Source organism: Oceanobacillus sp. FSL W8-0428, assembly GCF_038004405.1.
GTDB lineage: Bacteria > Bacillota > Bacilli > Bacillales > Amphibacillaceae > Oceanobacillus > Oceanobacillus sojae.
In genome coordinates this window covers 3,186,406-3,207,275 of the sequence record NZ_JBBORB010000001.1, presented here as the reverse complement: position 1 = coordinate 3,207,275, position 20,870 = coordinate 3,186,406, and the positions used below count along the sequence as shown (strand labels likewise).

The window sequence follows — 20,870 nt, the reverse complement described above, 5'->3', positions numbered from 1 at the left end:
TTTCTTCTTATATCTAATTTCATGCCACAATCCGGTTCAGTCGTTAAACAAAAATAGAATAATATTTCTATGCTTTTTTACATTCTATCCTTCATGTATCCAAACCGCTCCATCATCATTCTGCTAGAGTTATTGATACTGAATTTAGTTTCACTCTAAAGTATATAATCCCCTTCTCAAGAAATTTAGCAGCTCTGCATTACTGTAAAAGAGATTGAAGATGATAATTTAAAGTCTTAATCATTTCTTCATGTGTAAACTGCTCCGGATTTAATAAGTGATGCATCGCCATCCCATCGACGATTGCATGGAGCCTGTTCACCTCCAATTCAAGGTCAAGTCCCTCCTTGGCAATTTCAAATAATTGTAATACCTGAACGACATTTTTTAATCCTTGATGCATATCTTGATATACTTTATTGCTCAATTCCTGAAGTGTTTTATCGATCAGAACCTTTGCTGAAAAAGCCAGCCATACCTCCATTTCTATTTTTCGTTCTTCATCGATAGGCAGTACTTCATATATTCCCTCTGCCACAAATTCCAATGGATTTTGTTCTTTTGAAAACTTCCTTTCTTTAGCTCTTTGAATTACCCGTTCTGACACAAGTTCCATGGAAAAATGCAGCAATTCCGACTGTGATGCAAAATAATGTCTTACAGCACCAACCGAGAGATCTGAAGCCTGTGCAATTTTTCTCACTGTTGCCTGCTCGAGCCCCTCTTCCACAATGACTTTCCATGTTGTTTCTGCGATTTGAATTTTACGTTTTTGATGATCAACTTTTTTCGGCATATTTTTATTTTAGCACACTTGTATTAAATAAACAATTATGCTACCATTTATTTTAATACATTTGTACTAAAATAAACATAAAGGATGTGCTCCATTTGATTGGTTTATTGATTATAGCTTGTGAAATTGGATTTTGGGTCTTTGTTTTAGCTGGATTAGTATCCAGGTATATATTGAAAAAGAAAAAATTGGGTACATTTTTGCTAATCTGTACACCTTTTGTGGATCTCATCTTGCTTATTGTAACTATATTCGATTTAAAAAATGGCGCTGTTGCTACCGCGATGCATGGAATAGCTGCGGTTTATATTGGGGTAAGTATAGGCTTTGGCCATCGAATGATTCAATGGGCAGACAGCCATTTTAATTATCGGTTTGGAGATGGGAATAAACCTGTGAAAATTAAATATGGAAAAGAGCACGCCAGAAAAGAACGTAAAGCATGGTATCGTCATTTGCTTTCCCTGATAATTGGTGGTGGAATCCTAATAATTATCATTTTCTATATTAACAATTCCTATCAAACGGAAGTGTTATTGCAGATAATGCTGCTCTGGTCTCTGATTGTGGTCATCGATTTTTTCATAAGCTTCAGTTATACGCTTTTTCCAAAGAAGCAAAAGACGTGATAATACATTTTTGGAAGAGAAACAGGACATTATATGCGTGAAGTTTAATTAAACAAAAGGTAACCACTTCCTTTAAAATACAAGCAGGTGGTTGCCGTTTTGTTTATGTTCATTTATTTACCAGAAACTCGTTCCCGGCAATTCCTGGTGTAGTCATCTCATTTGGATCCAGAATAGTATCCAATTCCTTCTCCGATAAAAGGTCATGTGCTTTGCAGATTTCTTTGATAGTCAGCCCTGTTTCAATTGCCTGCTTGACTACCTTGGCAGCTGTTTCATATCCTAAATGTGGATTCAATGCGGTGATAATGCCATAGCTTTCTTCCACATACTCACGACACTTCTCCACATTGGCTTCTATACCGCTTACTGCATAGCGCGTAAATACATCTAAGCCATTATCCATTATTTTAAGGGACTGCAGCAAATTAAAAATGATAACAGGCCCCATCACATTTAACTCAAATTGCCCGGCTTCAGATGCCATACAAATCGATTGATCATTGCCCGCAACTTGAAAAGCAACCTGATTTACCACTTCGATCATGACCGGATTTACTTTCCCAGGCATAATGGAAGAACCCGGCTGCTTTGCGGGAAGAATAATTTCCTGAAGGCCTGTCATTGGTCCGGATACCATCAGGCGCAGATCATTACAAATTTTGGACATATTCATTGCCAGCACTTTCAATGCTGCTGATAGTGCTGTATAAGCATCCGTATTCTGTGTACCATCAACTAAATTTTTCGCTGAATGAAGTTTTACACCAAGCTGGGCGGATAACTGCGTTACTGCCTTTTCTATATATTCAGGTTTTGCGTTAAGCCCTGTCCCGACAGCTGTTGCACCAATATTGACCGTGAGCATTGCCTCCGCCGCTTGCTTAATTCTTTTAATATCGCGGCCAACCACTTCCGAATATGCACTGAATTCCTGGCCTAACAGAATCGGCACAGCATCCTGCAAATGGGTCCTTCCCATTTTTAGCACATCCTGAAATTCCGCTTCTTTCTTCAGCAGTTCTTCTTCCAATCTCTTCAAAGTCGTGATTAATTCCTGAGCCATACGATAGGACGCAATTTTTAAAGCCGTTGGTATTGTATCATTTGTGGACTGGGACATGTTGACATGCGTATTAGGCGAACAGAAATTGTACTCGCCTCTTTCTTTTCCCAATATTTCCAAAGCACGATTGGCCAAAACCTCATTCATGTTCATATTAATGGAGGTGCCTGCTCCGCCCTGGATGGAATCTACAACAAACTGATCCAATAGTTTTCCTTCAATCACTTCCTCGGCAGCGCTTACAATAGCCTCCCCAATAGTTTCCGGAAGCATTCCAGTATGCATATTGGCCATTGCTGCTGCTTTTTTCGCCTCAGCAAGAGCGAGAATTAACTCTTTATGAACGGGGATTTCCGTGATAGGAAAGTTTTCAAGAGCACGTACTGTTTGAACGCCGTAATAGACGTCCTGAGAAATCGTTTTTTGACCCAAAGAGTCTTTTTCAGTTCTAAAGCTAGTTTTCTTCATTATATACACTTCCTGTACTAATACTAATCTATCACGTTCATTATACTATCAAAAGCAAATTATTCCTACCCATCCTTTATGTTCATATTCGTTCCATATGGTCTGCTTAATTTCCGTAAGTTTTTAGAATACAATAGAATATTAATTCATACGTAAAATGATGGGGCTACGATTACTCACCCCATCATAAAAATTTGTTGATGTCCCCAGGATATGCACCTAAAGGAATGAACAAAAACCGGTCTTCTTAAAGTCCCCTGAACTAATTTGGCCATGATTAGCTGCCTGCTCCACTTAGAATTTTTGTTTTTTCTTTATTCTTAAAACGGAGTCTTACAGCAAATTACAATGTGGTAAAAATACAATCACTCATTTTTTGTTTGATCATCTGAATAATTAGCTTCATTATCCTTGTTTATCTTTTTGGCTTCAATTAATTTTATTTGATACCTGTCCACTTTTTTCACTGTAAAATGGTAGTTGTCATATTCAATCGATAAACCAGGTTTTGCTTCACCCAACTGATTAAAAATCCACCCGCCAATAGTATCGAGTTCATCATCATCAATCTCAGTACCCAATAATTCATTAGTATCTGAAATGAGCAACCTGCCATTCAGTAAATAAGTATCCTCGCCTGTTCGTTGCATCATTGGTATTTCATCTATATCAAGCTCATCCTGTATCTCACCAAAAATTTCCTCGATAATGTCTTCAACTGTAACAAGACCGGCTGTTCCACCGTATTCATCGACAACAATGGCCATATAACTGTGTTCCTTTTGCATTTTAGTCAGTACTTCATGGACGGGTGTATTTTCAGCAACATGAACAATTGGTTTAATATACCCTTTGAAATCCTCTTTTGGTGTTTCATTAAGAAAATCGTTAAAAAATTCTTTCGTGTTAATAACACCGATAATTTGGTCTTTATCCTCTTCCGCTACAGGATATCTTGTATATTTTTCTTTTTTCAGGACATCCAGGTTTTCTTCGTACGTATTATCATTATAAATACAGGCAATTTCTGTTCTTGGAACCATGACTTCCTTTGCCACCCGTTCGTCAAAATCAAAAACATTTTTTAAGTAACCCATTTCCGAAGCATTAATTTCCCCGCTTTGGTAGCTGGATGATAAGATCGTACGTACTTCTTCTTCTGAGTAAACCTCTCCATTTTCCGTTGCAGGCGGTAACCCGAACAGACCAACTAAAAAACGGGAGGCTCCATTTAATGCCCAGATAAATGGATACATAATTTTATTAAAAATAATTAATAATGGAGAAACCAATAAACTGACTGCCTCTGTTTTTTGGATTGAGAATGATTTTGGTGCCAGCTCACCAATGACAACGTGCATGAACGTAATAATACCAAATCCAATAATTACCGACACTGTAGATACAATCGCTTCTGAAAGTCCCAGTAAAGCAAATAGTGGTTGAATCAGATGAGCGACTGCGGGCTCCCCTAACCAGCCAATACCAAGCGAGGTAACTGTTATCCCTAATTGGCAGGCAGCTAAGTACCCGTCTAAATTACCTGTAACCTTTTCAACAGCTTTTGCCCCGGGTTTGCCCTGTGCTACCAGCTCGTCAACTCTTGATTTTCTCACTCTGACAATCGCGAACTCTGTTGCAACAAAAAACGATGATATTAGAATTAAAATAACTACCATTATAAGACTGAATATATCCAAAATGCTCCTTACACATAAATATGTAAGGATTTCACCTCCAAATGAAATAAATTTAATTGATAAAATCATGAAAACATGTACAATTTTATTTATTATTAAGCTCAATGATATTAGATAAATGATTTTGAAATGCATCTATAAATTTTCTTGTTTATCATAATAATATTGATAATTGGAAGAGGCACGTTTTATTTTTAACAGCTCTCCAAATTCATTGTCTATACTTAATTATATAATAAATGTAAAAAAGCTTACAGTATGACGCAATTGTTTAAAAGCATTTCCAACATTGTACAATAAATACACTAACAAACTTTTTATTAATTACGCCCCCTATATAAACGTATTTTTCCTTATTCATCATTCTATTAAATAATCTATTTCCGCAAAACAGGAAATCAATATTTATCCCATTAAAATATTGTTCCAAATACCCTCCATTCTCTTAAAAGATAGGTACTATTATGGTTTCATTAATATTTTAATACAAACCAGGAACGGAGATACTACGATTCTAAATAGGAATTTCTACAATTTAAAAAGGACTTCTTCATGCAAATGTAGAAGTTAAATAATGCCAAAGAAACGTTAAAGAATGGAGAAATTGAATGAGTATAAGGTTTAAAAGTTTTTTTAAAGAAGAATTAACAATCAATGAAATACAAACAGCTATGAATAATGGTGAAATAACTTCAAAAGAATTGGTGATGTATTACCTGAATAGGATGGCTAAGTATGATCAGGCTGGTCCAAGAATTAATTCAATGCTTGAAATAAATCCTTCAGCAATATTTATTGCTGAAGGGCTAGATAATGAAAGAGAAACAGAAGGAACCAGAGGTCCCCTTCACGGTATTCCTGTTGTGCTTAAAGATAATATTGAAACAAATGATTTCATGCATACGAGTGCTGGGGCAATTGCATTAGAAAATCATTTAGCTGATAAAGATGCATTTCTAGTGAAAAAGCTTCGAGACGCAGGTACTGTTATACTAGGTAAAACCAATATGACGGAATTAGCTAACGGGATGGCGAGTGGAATGTGGGCTGGCTATAGTTCCAGAGGGGGACAAACGTTAAATCCATATGGTGACCCCAAGCTTTTTGTAGGTGGTTCCAGCTCAGGTTCGGCAGTGGCAGTTGCTGCGAATTTTTCTGTTTTATCTGTTGGAACAGAAACAGATGCATCTATTCTTAGTCCCGCTGTTCAAAACTCCGTTGTCGGTATCAAACCTACTACCGGTTTAATAAGCCGAAGCGGAATGATTCCTTTTACATATTCCCAGGATACTGCAGGTCCATTTGCAAGAACTGTTGAAGATGCTGCTATATTATTAGGCACACTAACCGGTATAGACAAAAATGACGTTGCCACATATAAAAGTGAAGGCAAAACGCAGCAAGATTATACAACCTATTTAGATCCGGCAGGACTAGAAGGTGCCAGAATTGGTATCTTTAATGATGCACATAAAGAATATTATGAATCTGATGAGTATGATGAGCAGTTGTTTAAAAATTCTATTCATGTTTTAGCTAAGCAAGGCGCTACTATTATGGAAGGTATTGAAATTCCTTCTTTTCACAGAGATTGGAAAAAGGAAGTAACTTCGTATGAGTTGAAACATAGTCTGGATAATTACCTTACAAAGTTACCTTCACATATGCCAGTACATTCAATATCTGAATTGATTCATTTTAATAGAAGCATAGAAGAAAAAGCGCTGAAATATGGGCAGGATACTTTGGAACGCATAGAACAGCTTCCTAATACATTAAGTAATCCTGAATACTTAAATGCAAAAATAGAGGACTTATACTATTCTCAAGAACAAGGAATTGATTATGCATTGAAAAAGTATAATCTTGACGCGATTGTCTTCCCTTCCTATATAGGATCAACAATTAGCGCTAGAGCCGGATATCCTTCTATAGCGGTTCCTGCCGGCTATATGGAAAGTGGCAGACCCTTTGGGATAACTTTTGCCGGGACTTCTTTCAGTGAAGGAGAATTAATTAAGCTTGCTTTTGCTTTTGAACAAGCAGCCAATATTCGCAGAAGTCCGAAGTTTAATATAGAAGGCTAAATTATGTTTGATTTTCATAAAAAACTTTGACACAATTGCGTTGCCAAACTGGAATTGCGATGATTCAGCTATAGAATAATTCTTGTTAAAAAGAGAGGAGAATTTGTTGGTAAACTTATTAGAAAATATATACCAATTATCTGGAACAGCTTTATTGATATGTGCCGTTTATTATTATTTTCATTTAAAAAAATCAAAAAGAAAAGAAACTTAACGCCTGTTGAACTGATATTTTATATCATAACTCAAATAGCAGGTATTCTATGGGTGTTAAGTAATTTGCTTCTGTTTTTAGATAGAAATTATTAAAGGACGGTTATGGATTTATTATGCCGCACCGCCCTTCTATTGAATAAACTACTTATTATATTCGACCAAAAAAATTATAAGTTTTGTTCACTTTCAAACTCGCTAATTTTATTTTGAAGATATCTTAGTCCTTGTTCTTTATTGTATATGCGTTCATTTATATATACTTTCTTACTCTTTAACAAAAAAGTAAGAGTACTTCCTACAATGTAGTAATAATCGGCCCTTCCTTTGTCAGAATAATCGTATGTTCATATTGAGCTACAAAGCTTTCATCTGTAAAAAAAGTCCAGCCATCATCGGATTGTAAAACTTCCTCTTCCAATGTAGAAATAAATGGTTCAAAAGCAATGACCATTCCATCTTTTAAAATTTCGTCATCCCAACGGGAATAATAATTGAAAATATGGTCTGGTGCTTCATGGATAGATCGTCCAACACCATGTCCAGTAAGATTTTTGATAACCGTTAAATCATGCTGTTTTGCTACATTGTGTACAGCTTTCCCAAGTGCACTTTTTTTCGAGCCTGGTTTTGCTTTCTCAAGACCAGCGTTAAATGCTTCTTTTACCACATCACATATTTTCTGTAACATTTTATCTCCCTTGCCGACTACAATAGAAATTCCAGTATCTGCGAAGTAACCATTTTTCGAACCCGAAACATCGATATTAACAATGTCTCCTTCTTGAATAACCCGTTTCCCTGGAATCCCGTGCGCTACTTCTTCATTTACGCTGATACATGTATACCCAGGAAAATCGTACTCTCCTTTCGGTGCAGATTGAGCACCAGCTTTTTCAAACATCTCCCCTGCAAATTCATCCAGTTCTTTCGTGGTAATTCCAGGTTTAGCACGCTGGACTAATTCATCCCGGATTGCTCCGCAAATTTTACCAATTTCTTTTAATCCGTTAAAATCCTCTTCTGTCTTTGCAATCATTATATATCCTCGCTTTTAAATTTATTTTATGAGCTATAGTTCTTTTAGATTTTAACATATATGCAATGATTTTTCCTTCAGCTAAAGATTCGTTGAAAGAACAGGTAATTTGAAAGACGGTCTTTTCCATTCTTAAAAATGATTATATGTCTTTTTTTGGCTGTCTTTATTTGTTATAGTATGCTCTATCTATAGATTCTGTACGAATAAAAGCATATACGAAATCACCTTACTTAATGGCATGTATTCATAAACTTGTAGATCTTTTACAAGAGAAATATAATGAATACGTCAAACATTAAAATAAAGATTGTGTATGAAACCTGAAAAATAACGTCAAGGAACAGAAGGAAGAAACACACTTATGAATCGCAAACCAGCAGTAATATATCATTTAACCTTAAAAAGCAGGTGGAAATATGGAGAACATTCAAATTCTGATAGCTGATGATGAAAAAGAAATTAGAGATTTATTAAAAAAATATTTAGAAAGAGAACAATATCAAATAGATTTGGCTAAAGATGGTGAAGAAGCCTTTCAATTATTTGATAGAAAGCAATATCATCTTGTCATTTTAGATTTGATGATGCCCAAGTTGGATGGGATAGAGGTGTGCAGGCGACTCAGAGCAAAAACAAACGTCCCGATCATGATGCTTACTGCGAAGGATCAGGAGATCGATAAACTTTTAGGCTTAGGAATTGGTGCAGACGACTATATTACAAAACCTTTTAGTATCCATGAAGTGGTCGCCAGAGTAAAGGCTCTGTTACGAAGATCCTTTATACGGGAGATGGATAATAGTTTCCTTGAAAAATCATCGATCACCTTTAAAGACCTCACGATTAATCTTAAAAACTATACACTAACCATTGCCGGGAAGGAAATTCCGCTGACTGCAAAAGAATTTGAACTTCTTAAATTTTTGGCCTCCCAGCCTGAACAAGTTTTTACTAAAACACAATTATTTCGTAATGTCTGGGGAAGCGATTATATAGAAGATGATAATACTGTAATGGTACATATCCGAAAGCTCAGAAAGAAAATAGAAATAGACCCCTCTAATCCTAAATTCATTCAAACGGTATGGGGAATCGGCTATAAATTTGTTGGTGAAATGGATGAAGAATGACAAGGTTCTCCTTCTTATTATTTTTCAGTTTGTCATATTGGCAGGAGTATGTATTGTAGATATCAATGCCCATTCAGGAGACGCATTAAAATGGTCTTTATACATTATCTTATTTCTCATATCCACTGCTTTTTTTATTTTGAGATTTCGATTTCTTACACAATTAAAACGGATGAATATAGAAATAAGGCGTGCAGTTGATGGAAACGTAAAAACAAGATTATTAACTAAACACGATAAGGAATTAAATGAATTTGTTTTTTCTATTAACGAGTTAGTGGAACAACTGGAAAAGATCCAAGTTCATTCAATAAAATCAGAAAAAGCAAGAAAAGGAATACTGTCAGGAATTTCACACGATATCCGTACACCCCTTACGTCTATTATCGGTTATGTTGATGCTCTAAAAGATGATATCGCTGCTTCAGAAGTAGAAAAGAAAGCGTATATTGAAATTATATCCAGAAAAGCAAACGGCCTAAAGCAATTATTAGATGAACTCTTTCATTTGGCAAAAATTGATGCGGATGAAATTACATTAAAGGCAGAACAACTCGACTTTGCTGAAATTACAAGAGAATCCTTAATTGAGTTCCTGCCTGATTTAAAAAAAGAAAATATTGAATTAAAAACCGTTATTCCGGAAGAAAAATGTATCATCACAGCAGATCATTTGAGCCTTAAACGAATCGTAGGTAATTTAATCAAGAATGCCTTGTATTATGGCAGAGAAGGAAAAATATTAGGGATAGAACTTACAGAAACTCCTAAAGACTATCAATTACTTGTATGGGATCAGGGACCGGGAATTGCAGATAAAGATGTAATACATGTGTTTGAAAGAATGTACCGTGGAGATCAGTCAAGAAATCAGCTATACGGTAGAAGCGGGCTCGGTCTGTCTATTGCAAAAGCATTAGTAGAAAAACATCATGGCAAGATTTGGGTCGAAAGTATTCCATGGGAAAGAACTGCCTTTGGCTTTTCTATTCCTAAACACCCCCTCCAGCTTGAATTAAGAAACAATTAAGAAACGGTTAAGCCCGGATTAAAATCTGCTCTTTATAATCTAATTATAGACTCAATTGAAAGCAGGTGTTTCAAATAGGTGAAATCATTAAAACTACAAATCTGACGAAAGTTTATGGACAGCAGAAATCGGTGGATCATCTTAATATTACTGTGAATCAGGGAGAAGTTTATGGCTTTCTCGGCCGAAACGGAGCCGGGAAAACTACTACAATTCGAATGCTATTAGGGCTGATCAAACCTACTTCCGGTCAAATTGAATTATTTGGTGAAAATCTGTTTAAGAATCAAAAAGGAATTTTAAGAAGAATTGGTTCAATAGTGGAAGTTCCGGGGTTTTATGAAAATCTTACGGCAAGGGAAAACCTTTTAATCAATGCTAAAATCATCGGTGTGCATAAGAAAAATGCAATAGAGGAAGCCTTAGAGATTGTTGATTTACATCATGAAACGAAAAAACTTGTCGGCAAATATTCTTTAGGGATGAAGCAGAGATTAGGCATTGCCAGAGCGCTGCTTCATTATCCGGAGCTGTTAATATTAGACGAGCCTACTAATGGTTTAGATCCAATTGGCATCAAGGAAATGCGAAGTCTTATCCAATCATTGGCTAAAGAAAGAAATATAACCATTTTTGTATCAAGCCACATATTATCAGAAATCGAACAGCTGGCAGATCATATGGGAATTATCCATGAAGGAAAGCTCATGGAAGAAATCGCTTTTGAAAATCTCAGGAAACGGAACCGCAAATATTTAGAGTTTCAAGTTTCTAATGATAATAAAGCAGCGATGCTCCTGGAAAGCCACTTCGGTATTTCGGATTATGAAGTCCATGATAAAGGAAATATTCGTGTATATTCCCATTTAGGAAGTCAGGGTAAGCTTAATAAGGTTTTCGTTGAAAATGATATTGAAGTGTTAAAAATAAAAGTAAGCGAGGACAATTTAGAGGACTACTTTACAAAATTGGTCGGGGGTGGAGCAATTGGCTGATTTATTATTCACGGAATTATTAAAACTTAAGCGCTCCAGCATGTTCCTGATAAGTATACTTGGAGCAGCTGTCGCCCCCTTTGTAGTAGTAATAGCTACATTTATTCATGAACCAGCCACTCCTTTTGAGGATCTGTTTTACAATGTTAATCTGTATACCGTTCTCATCATAGGGGTCCCCTTATATGGCGTGGTGACAACGTATCTTTTCAACCGAGAATATGCGGAAAATACATTGAAAAATTTATTAACGATACCTGTGTCACGAATGAGTTTTATTATTAGTAAAATGCTTTTGCTGTTTATGTGGATCATGATGCTATCAATAATAGCCTGGGTACTCACATTAACTTTAGGCTTATTAACACAGTTTGATGGTTTAGACACTTCCTTATTGCTGGATTCATTAAAACAATTTAGTACAGGAGGGTTATTATTATTTGTCCTCTCCACTCCTATTATCCTGGTGACATTAGTGCTGAAAAATTATGTGCCGACCATTATTTTTACGGTTGTAATTACGCTGATTAACGTTATGGCTGGAAATTCAGAACATAGAGGGTTATTTCCATGGGCAGCTGCAGGAGATATTTCTAATCATACACTTCCCTCGACTTATCCGGCTGAATATTCGAATATTATTATTGCAGCTACAGCTATTATTGGATTGATAAGTATGCTTGTTTATTTTAAAAAGACAGATATTCATTAATATGATTATATGAAAACTTTTAATAATTGCTTTAGAAGCTTGATTAAAAAGGATTTTCGTTCATGACACACGAAAATCCTTTTTCTTTACTGCAAATATTTAATTATAATGGTATCGGATTATTGATTTGTTCATCAAAATGCATCTTTAACAGCTGGCCTGCATGGACTAAACCAGAGCCAAACCCGTACATAAGTACTTTATCTCCATTGTTTACTTTTCCTTCCCGGATTCCAAGGTCAAGCGCTAATGGAATGGTTGCTGCTGAAGTGTTTCCAAATTTCACGAGACTATAAAGTGTTTTTTCGATTGGATGTCCAATTTTCTCACAAATAGGTTCAATCAATCTCAAGTTTGCACTATGTGGAATAAACCAATCCACTTCATCCAGGCTCGTTTCTGTTTTCTCTAAAAGCTCTCTGATACTCTTCGGTACATTCCTTACTACCCATTTAAAAACTTCTCTTCCATTTTGGACAAGATATTGTGTATCAACCAGTTCTACTCCATTAACTGTTTTGGATAAGCTTGTTTGATAGACATGCTGTGCTCCACTTCCATCACTTCCCAAGTGGAATCCAACAAAATCTTCTGATTCCTCATCTTTTTCAACCAGTACCGCCCCGGCAGCATCACCAAATAAAATACAGGTACTTCTATCCGTGTAATCTGTTATTTTAGATAGTGCATCTACTCCAATTACAAGTACTTTTTTGTGAAGACCAGAGCGAATTAAACTATGCGCTGTATGCAAGCCATAAACAAAGCCTGCACATGCTGCACTCAGGTCAATTGCACCTGCCTGTGTGATATTCAGCCGATTCTGAATGATGCTGGCAACTGACGGAAAAGGGAAATCCGGTGTACTTGTTGCAACAATAATCATATCAACGTCTTCTACTGTTTTATTATATCTGTGCATTAAATCTTTCACAGCTGAAACACATAAATCACTTGTAAATTCATCGGAACGCGCTATTCTCCGTTCATGAATTCCTGTTCTTTGAACAATCCATTCATTCGTTGTCTCAACCATTTCTTCCAGATCAAAATTGGTTAATTTTTTCTCAGGTACATAACTTCCTATCGCGCTCACTCTTGTTCCTGTCATCAAACCCCTCCAATTTAATTAGAAGTTAGTATTATTACTTGGTACTAATTATAACATAAAAAATATCTGACAGCTTTCTAAAATGAATATTTAACTGGCTAAAAAAATGCTGAATGATAATAAAGGGAAACAAGTATCTTTATATTAAATAAGTATAATAACCTTAAAAAAGCGCCAAGGAACACCTTAACGCTTTTTAAACTCTAATTGAAATATTTGCCGGGATACATGATTTTTTTAGTGTTTTCCTTTATTATACTGTACATGATTTTGCTCTTCTGCTGGTGAATTGCCATTCTTGATAAAAAAGCTAATTATAATCCCAATCAGCGAGAGTACGGTAATGACCATAAAGGCAACATTGATACCATGAATCATCGGATAGGCTATTTCGGGATTAAGCTCCGCAGATACTTCCGTCGTTGTCATTACGGTGATGACAATAGCTGTCCCAATTGATGCCGAGACCTGTCGCATGGTATTGGTCATTGCTGTACCATGTGAAATCAACTCTCTCGGAAGCTGATTTAAGCCTGCCGTTGTTACAGGCATCATAACCATGGAAAGGCCGAACATCCGAACCGCATACAAAATCATAATCATTGTCATCGATGTAGAAGGGCCCAGATTGGAAAGTGCGAAAGTTGAAGCTGTAATAATGGTAAGCCCGATAATCGAAAGCCACCTTGCACCGAAGCGATCAAATATACGCCCCGTAATTGGAGACATCATTCCATTCACAAGTGCACCGGGAAGAAGAGCAATTCCTGCTTCCATTGCTGTGAAGCCGCGTGCGTTTTGCATATAAAGAGGAATCAATGTCTCCGCACCAATTAGTCCCATAAACGCAATCATGGGGATGATAGTCGACAGGGTGAAAATAGGGTTTTTAAATACCCTGAACTCCAGCATAGGTGTCTTCATACGTAATTGCCTGATTATGAAACATACCAGAGACACAGCCCCAATAACCAGCGTAGTAATCGTAATAATACTTCCCCAGCCGTTGTTGCCCGCGCTTGTAAATCCGTATAAAAATCCCCCGAAGCCGAAAGACGATAAGATAATTGATAAGATATCCAGCTTTGGATATGTTAATTCTGTAACGTTTTTCATCACTTTGGCAGCGACCAGGATAACAATAATAGCAATTGGCAATATAATCAAAAATACAGCACGCCAGGAATAATTGGTGATGATCCATCCAGACAAAGCAGGTCCAATCGCCGGAGCGAAAGATATTACGAGGCCCACCAGTCCCATCGCCATCCCGCGGTTTTTAACAGGGAAAATTAATAGAAAAACAGTCTGCATCAGTGGCATAATCACACCAGCTCCACTGGATTGAATAATTCTGCCTAAAATCAGCATACCAAAGTTTGGAGCCAGAGCAGAAAATACTGTACCGACAGCAAATACTGTCATTGCAGTAATAAACAGCTGTCTTGTCGTGAACCGCGCCATTAAAAATGCTGTAACAGGAATCATCACACCATTTACGAGCATGAAAACGGTCGTCAGCCATTGCCCTGTATTAGCAGTCACATTCATTTCTTCCATGATTGGCGGAATTGCGGTAATCATGGTTGTCTGGTTTAAAATTGAAATGAATCCGCCAATGAGAAGAACAATAATGATAGGTGTTTTATTAAATGATTGCACGTTTTAGTGATTACCTCCCTTAATAATAATTTACAATAGAGGATATGTTACAGGACTCCTCTCGTTTTGTCGATGAATGTGCTTTTCATCACATTTTCATCCATAAACATATAGAAGTATTTTCTAAAATAAGTATCTTAGACTTCTGCAAAATATAATGACATCTCGACAAAAGGCATATATGAAAACCAAGCTGCATTTGTATAAAAAAGCAAATGAAAGTCTCTTCTATTGGATATCATTTTCAAAGTTAAAAGCGTATTAGGAATCTGACTAATACGCCTTTAACTTTGTAATATCATTCAACTAAAAGAAATCATTCCTATTTTAATTGGCAATGAACTATCATTGAAGTGCTATCTTTCACAAAAGTATTTTTTTCCAGGAACCATATAAGTTTATTAATTCAAAACCATGTGAGTCTAATAGGCGATACAGCTCCATTGGATAAACATAACGCAGTGAAATGGAATCACTTGCCGTATGAATTAATTGCTCATTTTCAAAAATTTCAGTATGCGTTGTGCAATTCAAAATTTGAGTTTCATGATTGTACTCTTCACGGCTCTTTTCGATTATAGTTTGATTTTCGTTATTTATATAAGATTCCTCAAATTCCCCGGGAACAGACAACTCCTCTATATTCGGATTTCGTGTATCAAATATAAATTGTCCCCCCGTTAATAAATGTTTTTTCACTGAATGTAATAACGCATCTTGGCTTTCATTTGTTAAAAAATGTTGAAACGAATTACCAGTCATAAAAACCAATGGTGATTTATAAGCTAAATCTAATTCCGTACAATCTTGCTGTTCAAAAATAATATTTATCTGTTCATCATCTGCTTTTTGCTTTGCCCTGCTCAGCATACCAGCATGCAAATCTACTCCTGTCATGTTTAATCCACTTTTAGCCATAGGTATCGTTAATCTGCCTGTGCCGCAAGCAAGATCAATGATAGGTTCATGCATTCCACTTGCATAATCCATTAAATATAGTAAATCATCTTGATATTTTCTATACATTTCATCATATTTCTCAGGGTTTTCATATTTTTCAAAGTTATTTTCAAATATCTCTTTCAAAAATTTGCTCCTCCTTACATATCGAAGCAAAATATTTGTGATCTATTATTTTGCTTCACCTGCATATATTTGATGGAAGTTATTTATATTTTTCATTCGCACCACAACCTTTCAAAGTAATATACTTATTATATCAGATATTGAAAATTCAGGATGTATCATTATTGATTTCTGACGCCGGCAGGAATGCTTGCTTAACTTATTATCTTCCCTTCAAGCATGCCAGGCAGTTTTTCTTTTCCTTTGAGCCATTCAGTAAAGGAAAATTCATAAGGAGCACAATCTCCACCAATACCAATCATTACATTTAAATCTTTTGGGCAATAAACAACTGTATGCAATGTACCAAAAAATTCTTTATAGTGTTTGAAAAACAATGGTGAGTGTTCCCTGTTAAAAATATAATAAGCAGAGTCTGGCGTCAGCTTTTCTTTTTCTAGTACTGATAAATATTTTTTCCGATCTAATGATCCATTAATGACTACTCTATTTTTCCTGTTTAGCTGCTCAGATTCAAAATGATTTGTACAAATAATCTGCGCATTTTTACGAACAATCTGTTTTTCAGGTGCCGCTTCCACAATGGCGTTATTTCCTTCCTTATCCATTATAGAAAAATTAACACAATATTGATGAGGAATTTGTTTAATAAGCGATACCGCTTCATCTGTGGCAGCGCATTGCTCCAAAACAAGGCGGCAAACCGCTGTTGCCAAAAACCCTTCTTGGCCGATCCTTTCATTTACCAAATGCAGCCCAATAACAAGCCCCTTCTCATTCATGCCATCCAGTCTGCCTGTAATCTGCTGACTGAACCCGATGCTTGCGTATCCGTTGTCCGGTCTGATTAGGACAAGTCTGGCGTCATATAATTCATCATTGAAATCATAATTTCTTACATAGAAGGAATCATTGGCCAGTGTCGTACAGCCCATAGAAGGCATCTGCATATTATAGCCTCCAAACAGCTTTATTGCGGTATTTATATTGATCCCCATCCCTGCAGCCAGACCTTCTATCTCTTTCAAAAGAGTTGGGGAAATTTTCTCTATCTGCTTCCTTGCTTCTACCATATCTTCATTTATCTGTAATTCTGCCTGTTGTCTCCATTTTGGATGTAATTTTAGTGCAGCGCCCTGTTTCACTCCTATATCATAAGCAGAGCCTTTTAATTCAACAACTTCCACCTGTAAATTTTTTCTTTGACTCATGGCTTCCCTCCTATATATGTGACGGGTATAATGATATCCGCTTCGTCCATCTGATCACCGCGATACCATTCAAAAATAGAACCGGCCGGAGCCCAGTTATTTGTCATACAATATTGAATTAATTTGCGGTAAGCGGCTTCTATTTTGGAAAAATCCTCTTTGAAAGCAAGGCCAATACAGAAGCTCCTCCTCATTTCTTCTGAAAAAGCTTCTGGAACAGGGGCTGTATTTATATTAGCTGGTACACCAAAGCCAATTTCTGCATTGATTTGCTTGCTGTTTCCGGACAAATACCGTAAGTACGTATTCTTAACTGGAATATGATGCTGCTTCATCTGTTTGCGTCTTAACTCAAATTCCACGGTAAACTGTCCTGGAGAAGCTTCCGCCTCAAACCAGATAACCTTCTCTGCAGGTTTTTCAAGCATATAAATCTCCTCTTCTCCATAATCACTTTCTAAATAGCGGAGACTGATTTCCAGCTGTCTCTGGTTTTCTTTTATTGCCTCAATCCATTTTCGCTTCATCTGCATCTGTCTGTTTTCATCAGCTTTTAAGTAAAGCTGAATATCACAAATAGGAACCTTTGCTATCCGCAAGCTTGCAATCATCTTAGCAAGAGGGACTTGATCCTCTGAATACATGCGATAGTTACTATCCTCGTGCCTCACTGATTTTAAAAGTTGCTTTTCTTCATAAAAACGAAGAGTACTTTTCGGAATTCCGGTCTTCATTGAAAATGTCTGTATGGTCATCAACATGCTCACTCCCCCTTATCACCTTTTCTAATTATAAGCATAAACCTTAAAGTAACTTTAATGTCAAGCATCATTTTTTGCATATTAAAACACATTTAAAATCTGAATTTAAATGTGTTTTGATAGTCTGTTTTTAATTTATATAATCAATCTAATTATACTCCACGTACCTTTTTCCATTTTCTAATTTTTGTACGAAATGTTTTAAATGGCGCGACAGTATTAATATGAACCCATTTCCAAATCGGCCAGCTGGAAGGTGTCGTCGTCGCCCATTGCCTCCCTGCTCAAATAATTCTTTATCCTGATAGCTTTCTACTAATTGAATGATACGGGCAACATCATGACGAAACGTCTCAATCAGCTTTTCGAGTGGAGTATCCGCATACTTGTCATAAAAGCTTTGGTAGAGACCTCCAAGATTATTCCATTTATAGTCAGGAGTTGGTGTGATAACATCCTTTCCATTCTGATTATCCTGCTCCCAGGATAAGATTAAATTCATCCAGCCCAGCTGATAGGCTATCATTTGTGCCGGTGTTCGATCGACTTCACTTACGGAGATATCTTTATCTGAATTATTAATTGGTGCAAATTCACTGATAAACAGATCTGCTCTTTTGGTAATTTCATCAATTAGAGCTTGTTTACTGTCATAAGCTTGCATTTCAAATCATCCTTCCTTATATGTAATCTCTTGTCTCCAGGGCCTATAACCACTACACTTTTATATCATATACTCAATTAATTTGTATCTATGGCACAGGTAGAAAGGGCACCTCATTTTCAATCCGACTTCGCATCTTTTCCAAATGTTTTTTAACTTTTGCACTCATTTCTCTACCCTTAAATGAATAGTTGAAAAATAAAAATGAGTATAAGAGTCTGTATTCCAGAAATTTAGGGATCATCTTCAATTGAGATTCAGACAAAGCTGTTTCTTCTGCATAACCTTCAAAAAATAACTTTGTAAAATTTTGATAGATTTGTTGCTGTTCTAATCTGCTAAGGTGTCTATTATTTTCCATAAAATGAAAAATTGGAATAGCAGCATCATAGGCATACCAGCTTCTGCGGACATCACCAAAATCTAAAACATACATATCTTTATTTGCAATCATAATATTCTCATTATGGAGATCGTGGTGGACGATTCCATAATTATTTTCATTCTTTGAGAGCGTAGAAAACGCGTCCATATATCCCTTCCACTTCTCTTCAATTATTTTACCGTGACCCTTAGCAAAATCTTCATTTTTAATATCATGATCCCACTCTAAATAATTTTGCTTCATTGCATGATTATTCAATTTGGTTATTTCATGCATTTTGCCAAGCTGCTTCCCCCATGCTTTTATTAAATGATCTTCTTTCAAATGGGGAGACAAAACCTCTCCGTCAATGTATGAATATGCCATCACATAGAATTTTTTCTCTTTCGGATTGATTTGTTCTATAAGCGAACCGTTTTTTGAAGGGATAAGACTGGCTGTTTTTATTCCATGCAGAAGCATTAAATTTATTATTTCCTGTTCATTGAGTAAATTAATTTTTCTATATGTTTCCGCGTCCAATATTTTTATAACCATCTTCTGGTTACGGCTGAGAAATACATTATTATGAAAGCCTCCCAGTAATTCAAGAGGTTCGATGTTTTCTGTATACAATGATTTTATTTGTTCCAAAATAATTGGATTCATCATGAGCTTCTACTTCCTTTCAAAAATAAAGTCTATTATTTCTTTATTTCTTTAATCTAATAACTGCTTCTTTTGATTAGGCTTTTTCGTATGCTTTGTTGCTTTTAAATATTAAGTTTGATTGAAAATTTTAATAGAATATTCCCTCTTTCCGTTTCTATGTGTTAACATAAGAATATACGTTCGGTTCCAAAGAGGAGGTAACTTAAAAATGTTAGAGAATAAAGAAGATGTAATAAAGCTAATCCAAAGTGATGAAAAGATGATGGAGATTATAAAGGCTGCAAGTACTTTGAATTTACCTGACTGGTGGATATGTGCAGGATTTATACGTTCAAAAATCTGGGACACATTGCACGGGTTTAATGAAAGAACGGAGACCCCAGATGTTGATGTTATCTACTTTGATAACACAAACATTAATGAGAATTTTGAAAAGGAATTAGAGAATAAGCTGATAAGCATCATCCCTAATATACCTTGGTCTGTTAAAAATGAAGCAAGAATGCACGTCCTTAATAATCTTCCTCCCTATACTTCTTCGGAGGATGCCATTTCAAAGTTTCCAGAAACTGCAACTGCTCTGGGAGTCAAGCTGGACAAGGATCATAATTTGGCTCTTACTACTCCTTGTGGAATAGATGATGTCATTAATTTAGAATTGAAACCGACTCCCTTCTTTATCGAAACAAAAGAACTTGCTGCAATTTACGAGGAGCGGATTGTAAAAAAGAATTGGAAGGCTGTTTGGCAAAAAATTAAAGTTCACCATATAATAAATAACTGATCCCGGGATATGCCGTTTCATTTGATGAAATGGCTTTTTTATATCCAACGAAAAAATTCATAGTGATGGTCTTTGAGTTCTGGCAAACACTAAGCAACATTTAATCTATCTGTTATTTCTCTTTATTTTTCTTGTTTCGTCGAAGAAAACTAAAGCTAAGCCAACAGAAGCAGTTGTACAAATTGTTATTCCATTAATCTGTTACCCGCTTCTTTTTATTAAGAAAAAATTGAACACCAGCCTTATCAACAAAGCTTAATTTACCTTCCTTAAGTAAAATAGCTAATTCGTTTCTTGTGATCCATTTAATATTGTCTGTATAATCTCCTTTTTCAAGAAGTTTACCAGCAGCTTTACATTTAAAATATACGCCAAAAGAATCTACTGGTCCCTCTATTGTTTGGTAGACTGCAAAAGGAGCCATGCATTCGACTTTGAATCCTTCATCTGTAACAGTTTCCACTCTGTCAGTTGGATCTATTACCTTCTCCATCTCAAGTCCTGTTTCCTCTTTTATCTCTCTTGCCAAACAATCCAACAAAGTTTCAAACTCCTCAAGTCTTCCTCCAGGCAATTCTATCGGGGCTCGCTGTTCATCAGATCTGACACGACGTTGGACTAGTACCTCCTCCCCTTGTTCTGTTTCTCTTATAATGAAAGCCCTAACATTTGTATAAATCATTATTA

Annotated in this window: 18 protein-coding genes and 1 pseudogene; 7 read left to right on the top strand and 12 right to left on the bottom strand. The window is 36.0% G+C overall.

The annotated features are described in order from the left end of the window. Positions 1-199 precede the first annotated feature (199 nt). A complete protein-coding gene (locus MKY30_RS15275; RefSeq protein WP_147208718.1) occupies positions 200-796 on the bottom strand; it encodes a TetR/AcrR family transcriptional regulator in 597 nt (198 codons plus the stop codon). A 95-nt stretch (positions 797-891) separates the two neighbouring features. Here MKY30_RS15275 and MKY30_RS15270 point away from each other — a divergent pair, with 95 nt between their 5' ends. Next, positions 892-1,425: a 2TM domain-containing protein gene (locus tag MKY30_RS15270; RefSeq protein ID WP_147208719.1), complete on the top strand. Its 534-nt coding sequence runs from the start codon at positions 892-894 to the stop codon at positions 1,423-1,425. 109 nt (positions 1,426-1,534) lie between these two features. Here the strand turns inward: MKY30_RS15270 and MKY30_RS15265 are convergent, their stop codons facing one another. Further along, positions 1,535-2,959: an aspartate ammonia-lyase gene (locus MKY30_RS15265; protein WP_341084562.1), complete on the bottom strand. Its 1,425-nt coding sequence runs from the start codon at positions 2,957-2,959 to the stop codon at positions 1,535-1,537. Positions 2,960-3,324: 365 nt separating this feature from the next. Beyond that, positions 3,325-4,659, bottom strand: a complete 1,335-nt coding sequence (locus MKY30_RS15260; RefSeq protein ID WP_147208723.1) for a hemolysin family protein — start codon at positions 4,657-4,659, stop codon at positions 3,325-3,327. 608 nt (positions 4,660-5,267) lie between these two features. Here MKY30_RS15260 and MKY30_RS15255 point away from each other — a divergent pair. Beyond that, positions 5,268-6,746, top strand: a complete 1,479-nt coding sequence (locus tag MKY30_RS15255) for an amidase family protein (protein ID WP_341084560.1) — start codon at positions 5,268-5,270, stop codon at positions 6,744-6,746. Between the two features lie 511 nt (positions 6,747-7,257). On the opposite strand, the gene map is transcribed toward MKY30_RS15255, so the two are convergent. Next, complete coding sequence (map, locus tag MKY30_RS15250; protein WP_341084557.1) at positions 7,258-7,998, bottom strand: type I methionyl aminopeptidase; 741 nt, start codon at positions 7,996-7,998, stop codon at positions 7,258-7,260. Between the two features lie 419 nt (positions 7,999-8,417). Between map and MKY30_RS15245 the strand changes: the two genes are divergently transcribed. From MKY30_RS15245 to MKY30_RS15230, 4 genes are all read left to right on the top strand, one after another. Further along, positions 8,418-9,131 (top strand): response regulator, encoded by a 714-nt coding sequence (locus tag MKY30_RS15245; RefSeq protein WP_156985574.1) that lies wholly within the window; start codon positions 8,418-8,420, stop codon positions 9,129-9,131. Next, the gene (locus MKY30_RS15240) at positions 9,121-10,161 is read left to right on the top strand and encodes a sensor histidine kinase (protein WP_341084555.1); all 1,041 of its coding nucleotides are present in this window, start codon (positions 9,121-9,123) and stop codon (positions 10,159-10,161) included. The genes MKY30_RS15245 and MKY30_RS15240 overlap by 11 nt, the downstream gene beginning before the upstream one ends. A 74-nt stretch (positions 10,162-10,235) precedes the next feature. Then, positions 10,236-11,156, top strand: a complete 921-nt coding sequence (locus MKY30_RS15235) for an ABC transporter ATP-binding protein (RefSeq protein ID WP_339286288.1) — start codon at positions 10,236-10,238, stop codon at positions 11,154-11,156. Beyond that, positions 11,149-11,868 carry an ABC transporter permease gene (locus MKY30_RS15230; protein ID WP_147208735.1) on the top strand — a complete coding sequence of 240 codons (720 nt, stop codon included), beginning with the start codon at positions 11,149-11,151 and terminating at the stop codon, positions 11,866-11,868. The genes MKY30_RS15235 and MKY30_RS15230 overlap by 8 nt, the downstream gene beginning before the upstream one ends. Positions 11,869-11,971: 103 nt before the next feature. Here the strand turns inward: MKY30_RS15230 and MKY30_RS15225 are convergent, their stop codons facing one another. The 7 genes and pseudogenes from MKY30_RS15225 to MKY30_RS15195 form a co-directional block, all read right to left on the bottom strand. Next, entirely contained in the window at positions 11,972-12,979 is a 1,008-nt protein-coding gene (locus MKY30_RS15225) for a ketoacyl-ACP synthase III (RefSeq protein ID WP_341084551.1), read from the bottom strand. A 237-nt stretch (positions 12,980-13,216) separates the two neighbouring features. Then, positions 13,217-14,641 (bottom strand): MDR family MFS transporter, encoded by a 1,425-nt coding sequence (locus MKY30_RS15220; protein ID WP_341084550.1) that lies wholly within the window; start codon positions 14,639-14,641, stop codon positions 13,217-13,219. Between the two features lie 363 nt (positions 14,642-15,004). Then, positions 15,005-15,727, bottom strand: coding sequence for a class I SAM-dependent methyltransferase (locus MKY30_RS15215; protein ID WP_341084549.1), 723 nt, complete (start codon positions 15,725-15,727; stop codon positions 15,005-15,007). A gap of 194 nt (positions 15,728-15,921) precedes the next feature. Beyond that, positions 15,922-16,938, bottom strand: a complete 1,017-nt coding sequence (locus tag MKY30_RS15210) for a C45 family peptidase (protein WP_339285615.1) — start codon at positions 16,936-16,938, stop codon at positions 15,922-15,924. Continuing rightward, complete coding sequence (locus MKY30_RS15205) at positions 16,935-17,699, bottom strand: MerR family transcriptional regulator (RefSeq protein ID WP_339285614.1); 765 nt, start codon at positions 17,697-17,699, stop codon at positions 16,935-16,937. Before MKY30_RS15205 ends, MKY30_RS15210 begins: the two co-directional genes overlap by 4 nt. A 152-nt stretch (positions 17,700-17,851) precedes the next feature. Continuing rightward, a pseudogene (locus MKY30_RS15200) lies at positions 17,852-18,363 on the bottom strand (ClbS/DfsB family four-helix bundle protein). Positions 18,364-18,451: 88 nt separating this feature from the next. Then, a complete protein-coding gene (locus MKY30_RS15195) occupies positions 18,452-19,399 on the bottom strand; it encodes a phosphotransferase enzyme family protein (RefSeq protein WP_341084546.1) in 948 nt (315 codons plus the stop codon). Between the two features lie 208 nt (positions 19,400-19,607). Between MKY30_RS15195 and MKY30_RS15190 the strand changes: the two genes are divergently transcribed. Beyond that, positions 19,608-20,183, top strand: coding sequence for a nucleotidyltransferase family protein (locus tag MKY30_RS15190; protein WP_341084545.1), 576 nt, complete (start codon positions 19,608-19,610; stop codon positions 20,181-20,183). A 193-nt stretch (positions 20,184-20,376) separates the two neighbouring features. Here the strand turns inward: MKY30_RS15190 and MKY30_RS15185 are convergent, their stop codons facing one another. Further along, positions 20,377-20,865, bottom strand: coding sequence for an NUDIX hydrolase (locus MKY30_RS15185; RefSeq protein WP_341084542.1), 489 nt, complete (start codon positions 20,863-20,865; stop codon positions 20,377-20,379). Positions 20,866-20,870 lie beyond the last annotated feature (5 nt).

Bases quoted from the DNA above. Each gene is read 5' to 3' on its own strand.
- MKY30_RS15275 (WP_147208718.1), bottom strand. From the start codon at position 796: ATGCCGAAAAAAGTTGATCATCAAAAACGTAAAATTCAAATCGCAGAA.
- MKY30_RS15265 (WP_341084562.1), bottom strand. From the start codon at position 2,959: ATGAAGAAAACTAGCTTTAGAACTGAAAAAGACTCTTTGGGTCAAAAA.
- MKY30_RS15255 (WP_341084560.1), top strand. From the start codon at position 5,268: ATGAGTATAAGGTTTAAAAGTTTTTTTAAAGAAGAATTAACAATCAAT.
- map (WP_341084557.1), bottom strand. From the start codon at position 7,998: ATGATTGCAAAGACAGAAGAGGATTTTAACGGATTAAAAGAAATTGGT.
- MKY30_RS15245 (WP_156985574.1), top strand. From the start codon at position 8,418: ATGGAGAACATTCAAATTCTGATAGCTGATGATGAAAAAGAAATTAGA.
- MKY30_RS15240 (WP_341084555.1), top strand. From the start codon at position 9,121: ATGAAGAATGACAAGGTTCTCCTTCTTATTATTTTTCAGTTTGTCATA.
- MKY30_RS15225 (WP_341084551.1), bottom strand. From the start codon at position 12,979: ATGACAGGAACAAGAGTGAGCGCGATAGGAAGTTATGTACCTGAGAAA.
- MKY30_RS15210 (WP_339285615.1), bottom strand. From the start codon at position 16,938: ATGAGTCAAAGAAAAAATTTACAGGTGGAAGTTGTTGAATTAAAAGGC.
- MKY30_RS15205 (WP_339285614.1), bottom strand. From the start codon at position 17,699: ATGTTGATGACCATACAGACATTTTCAATGAAGACCGGAATTCCGAAA.
- MKY30_RS15195 (WP_341084546.1), bottom strand. From the start codon at position 19,399: ATGATGAATCCAATTATTTTGGAACAAATAAAATCATTGTATACAGAA.
- MKY30_RS15190 (WP_341084545.1), top strand. From the start codon at position 19,608: ATGTTAGAGAATAAAGAAGATGTAATAAAGCTAATCCAAAGTGATGAA.
- MKY30_RS15185 (WP_341084542.1), bottom strand. From the start codon at position 20,865: ATGATTTATACAAATGTTAGGGCTTTCATTATAAGAGAAACAGAACAA.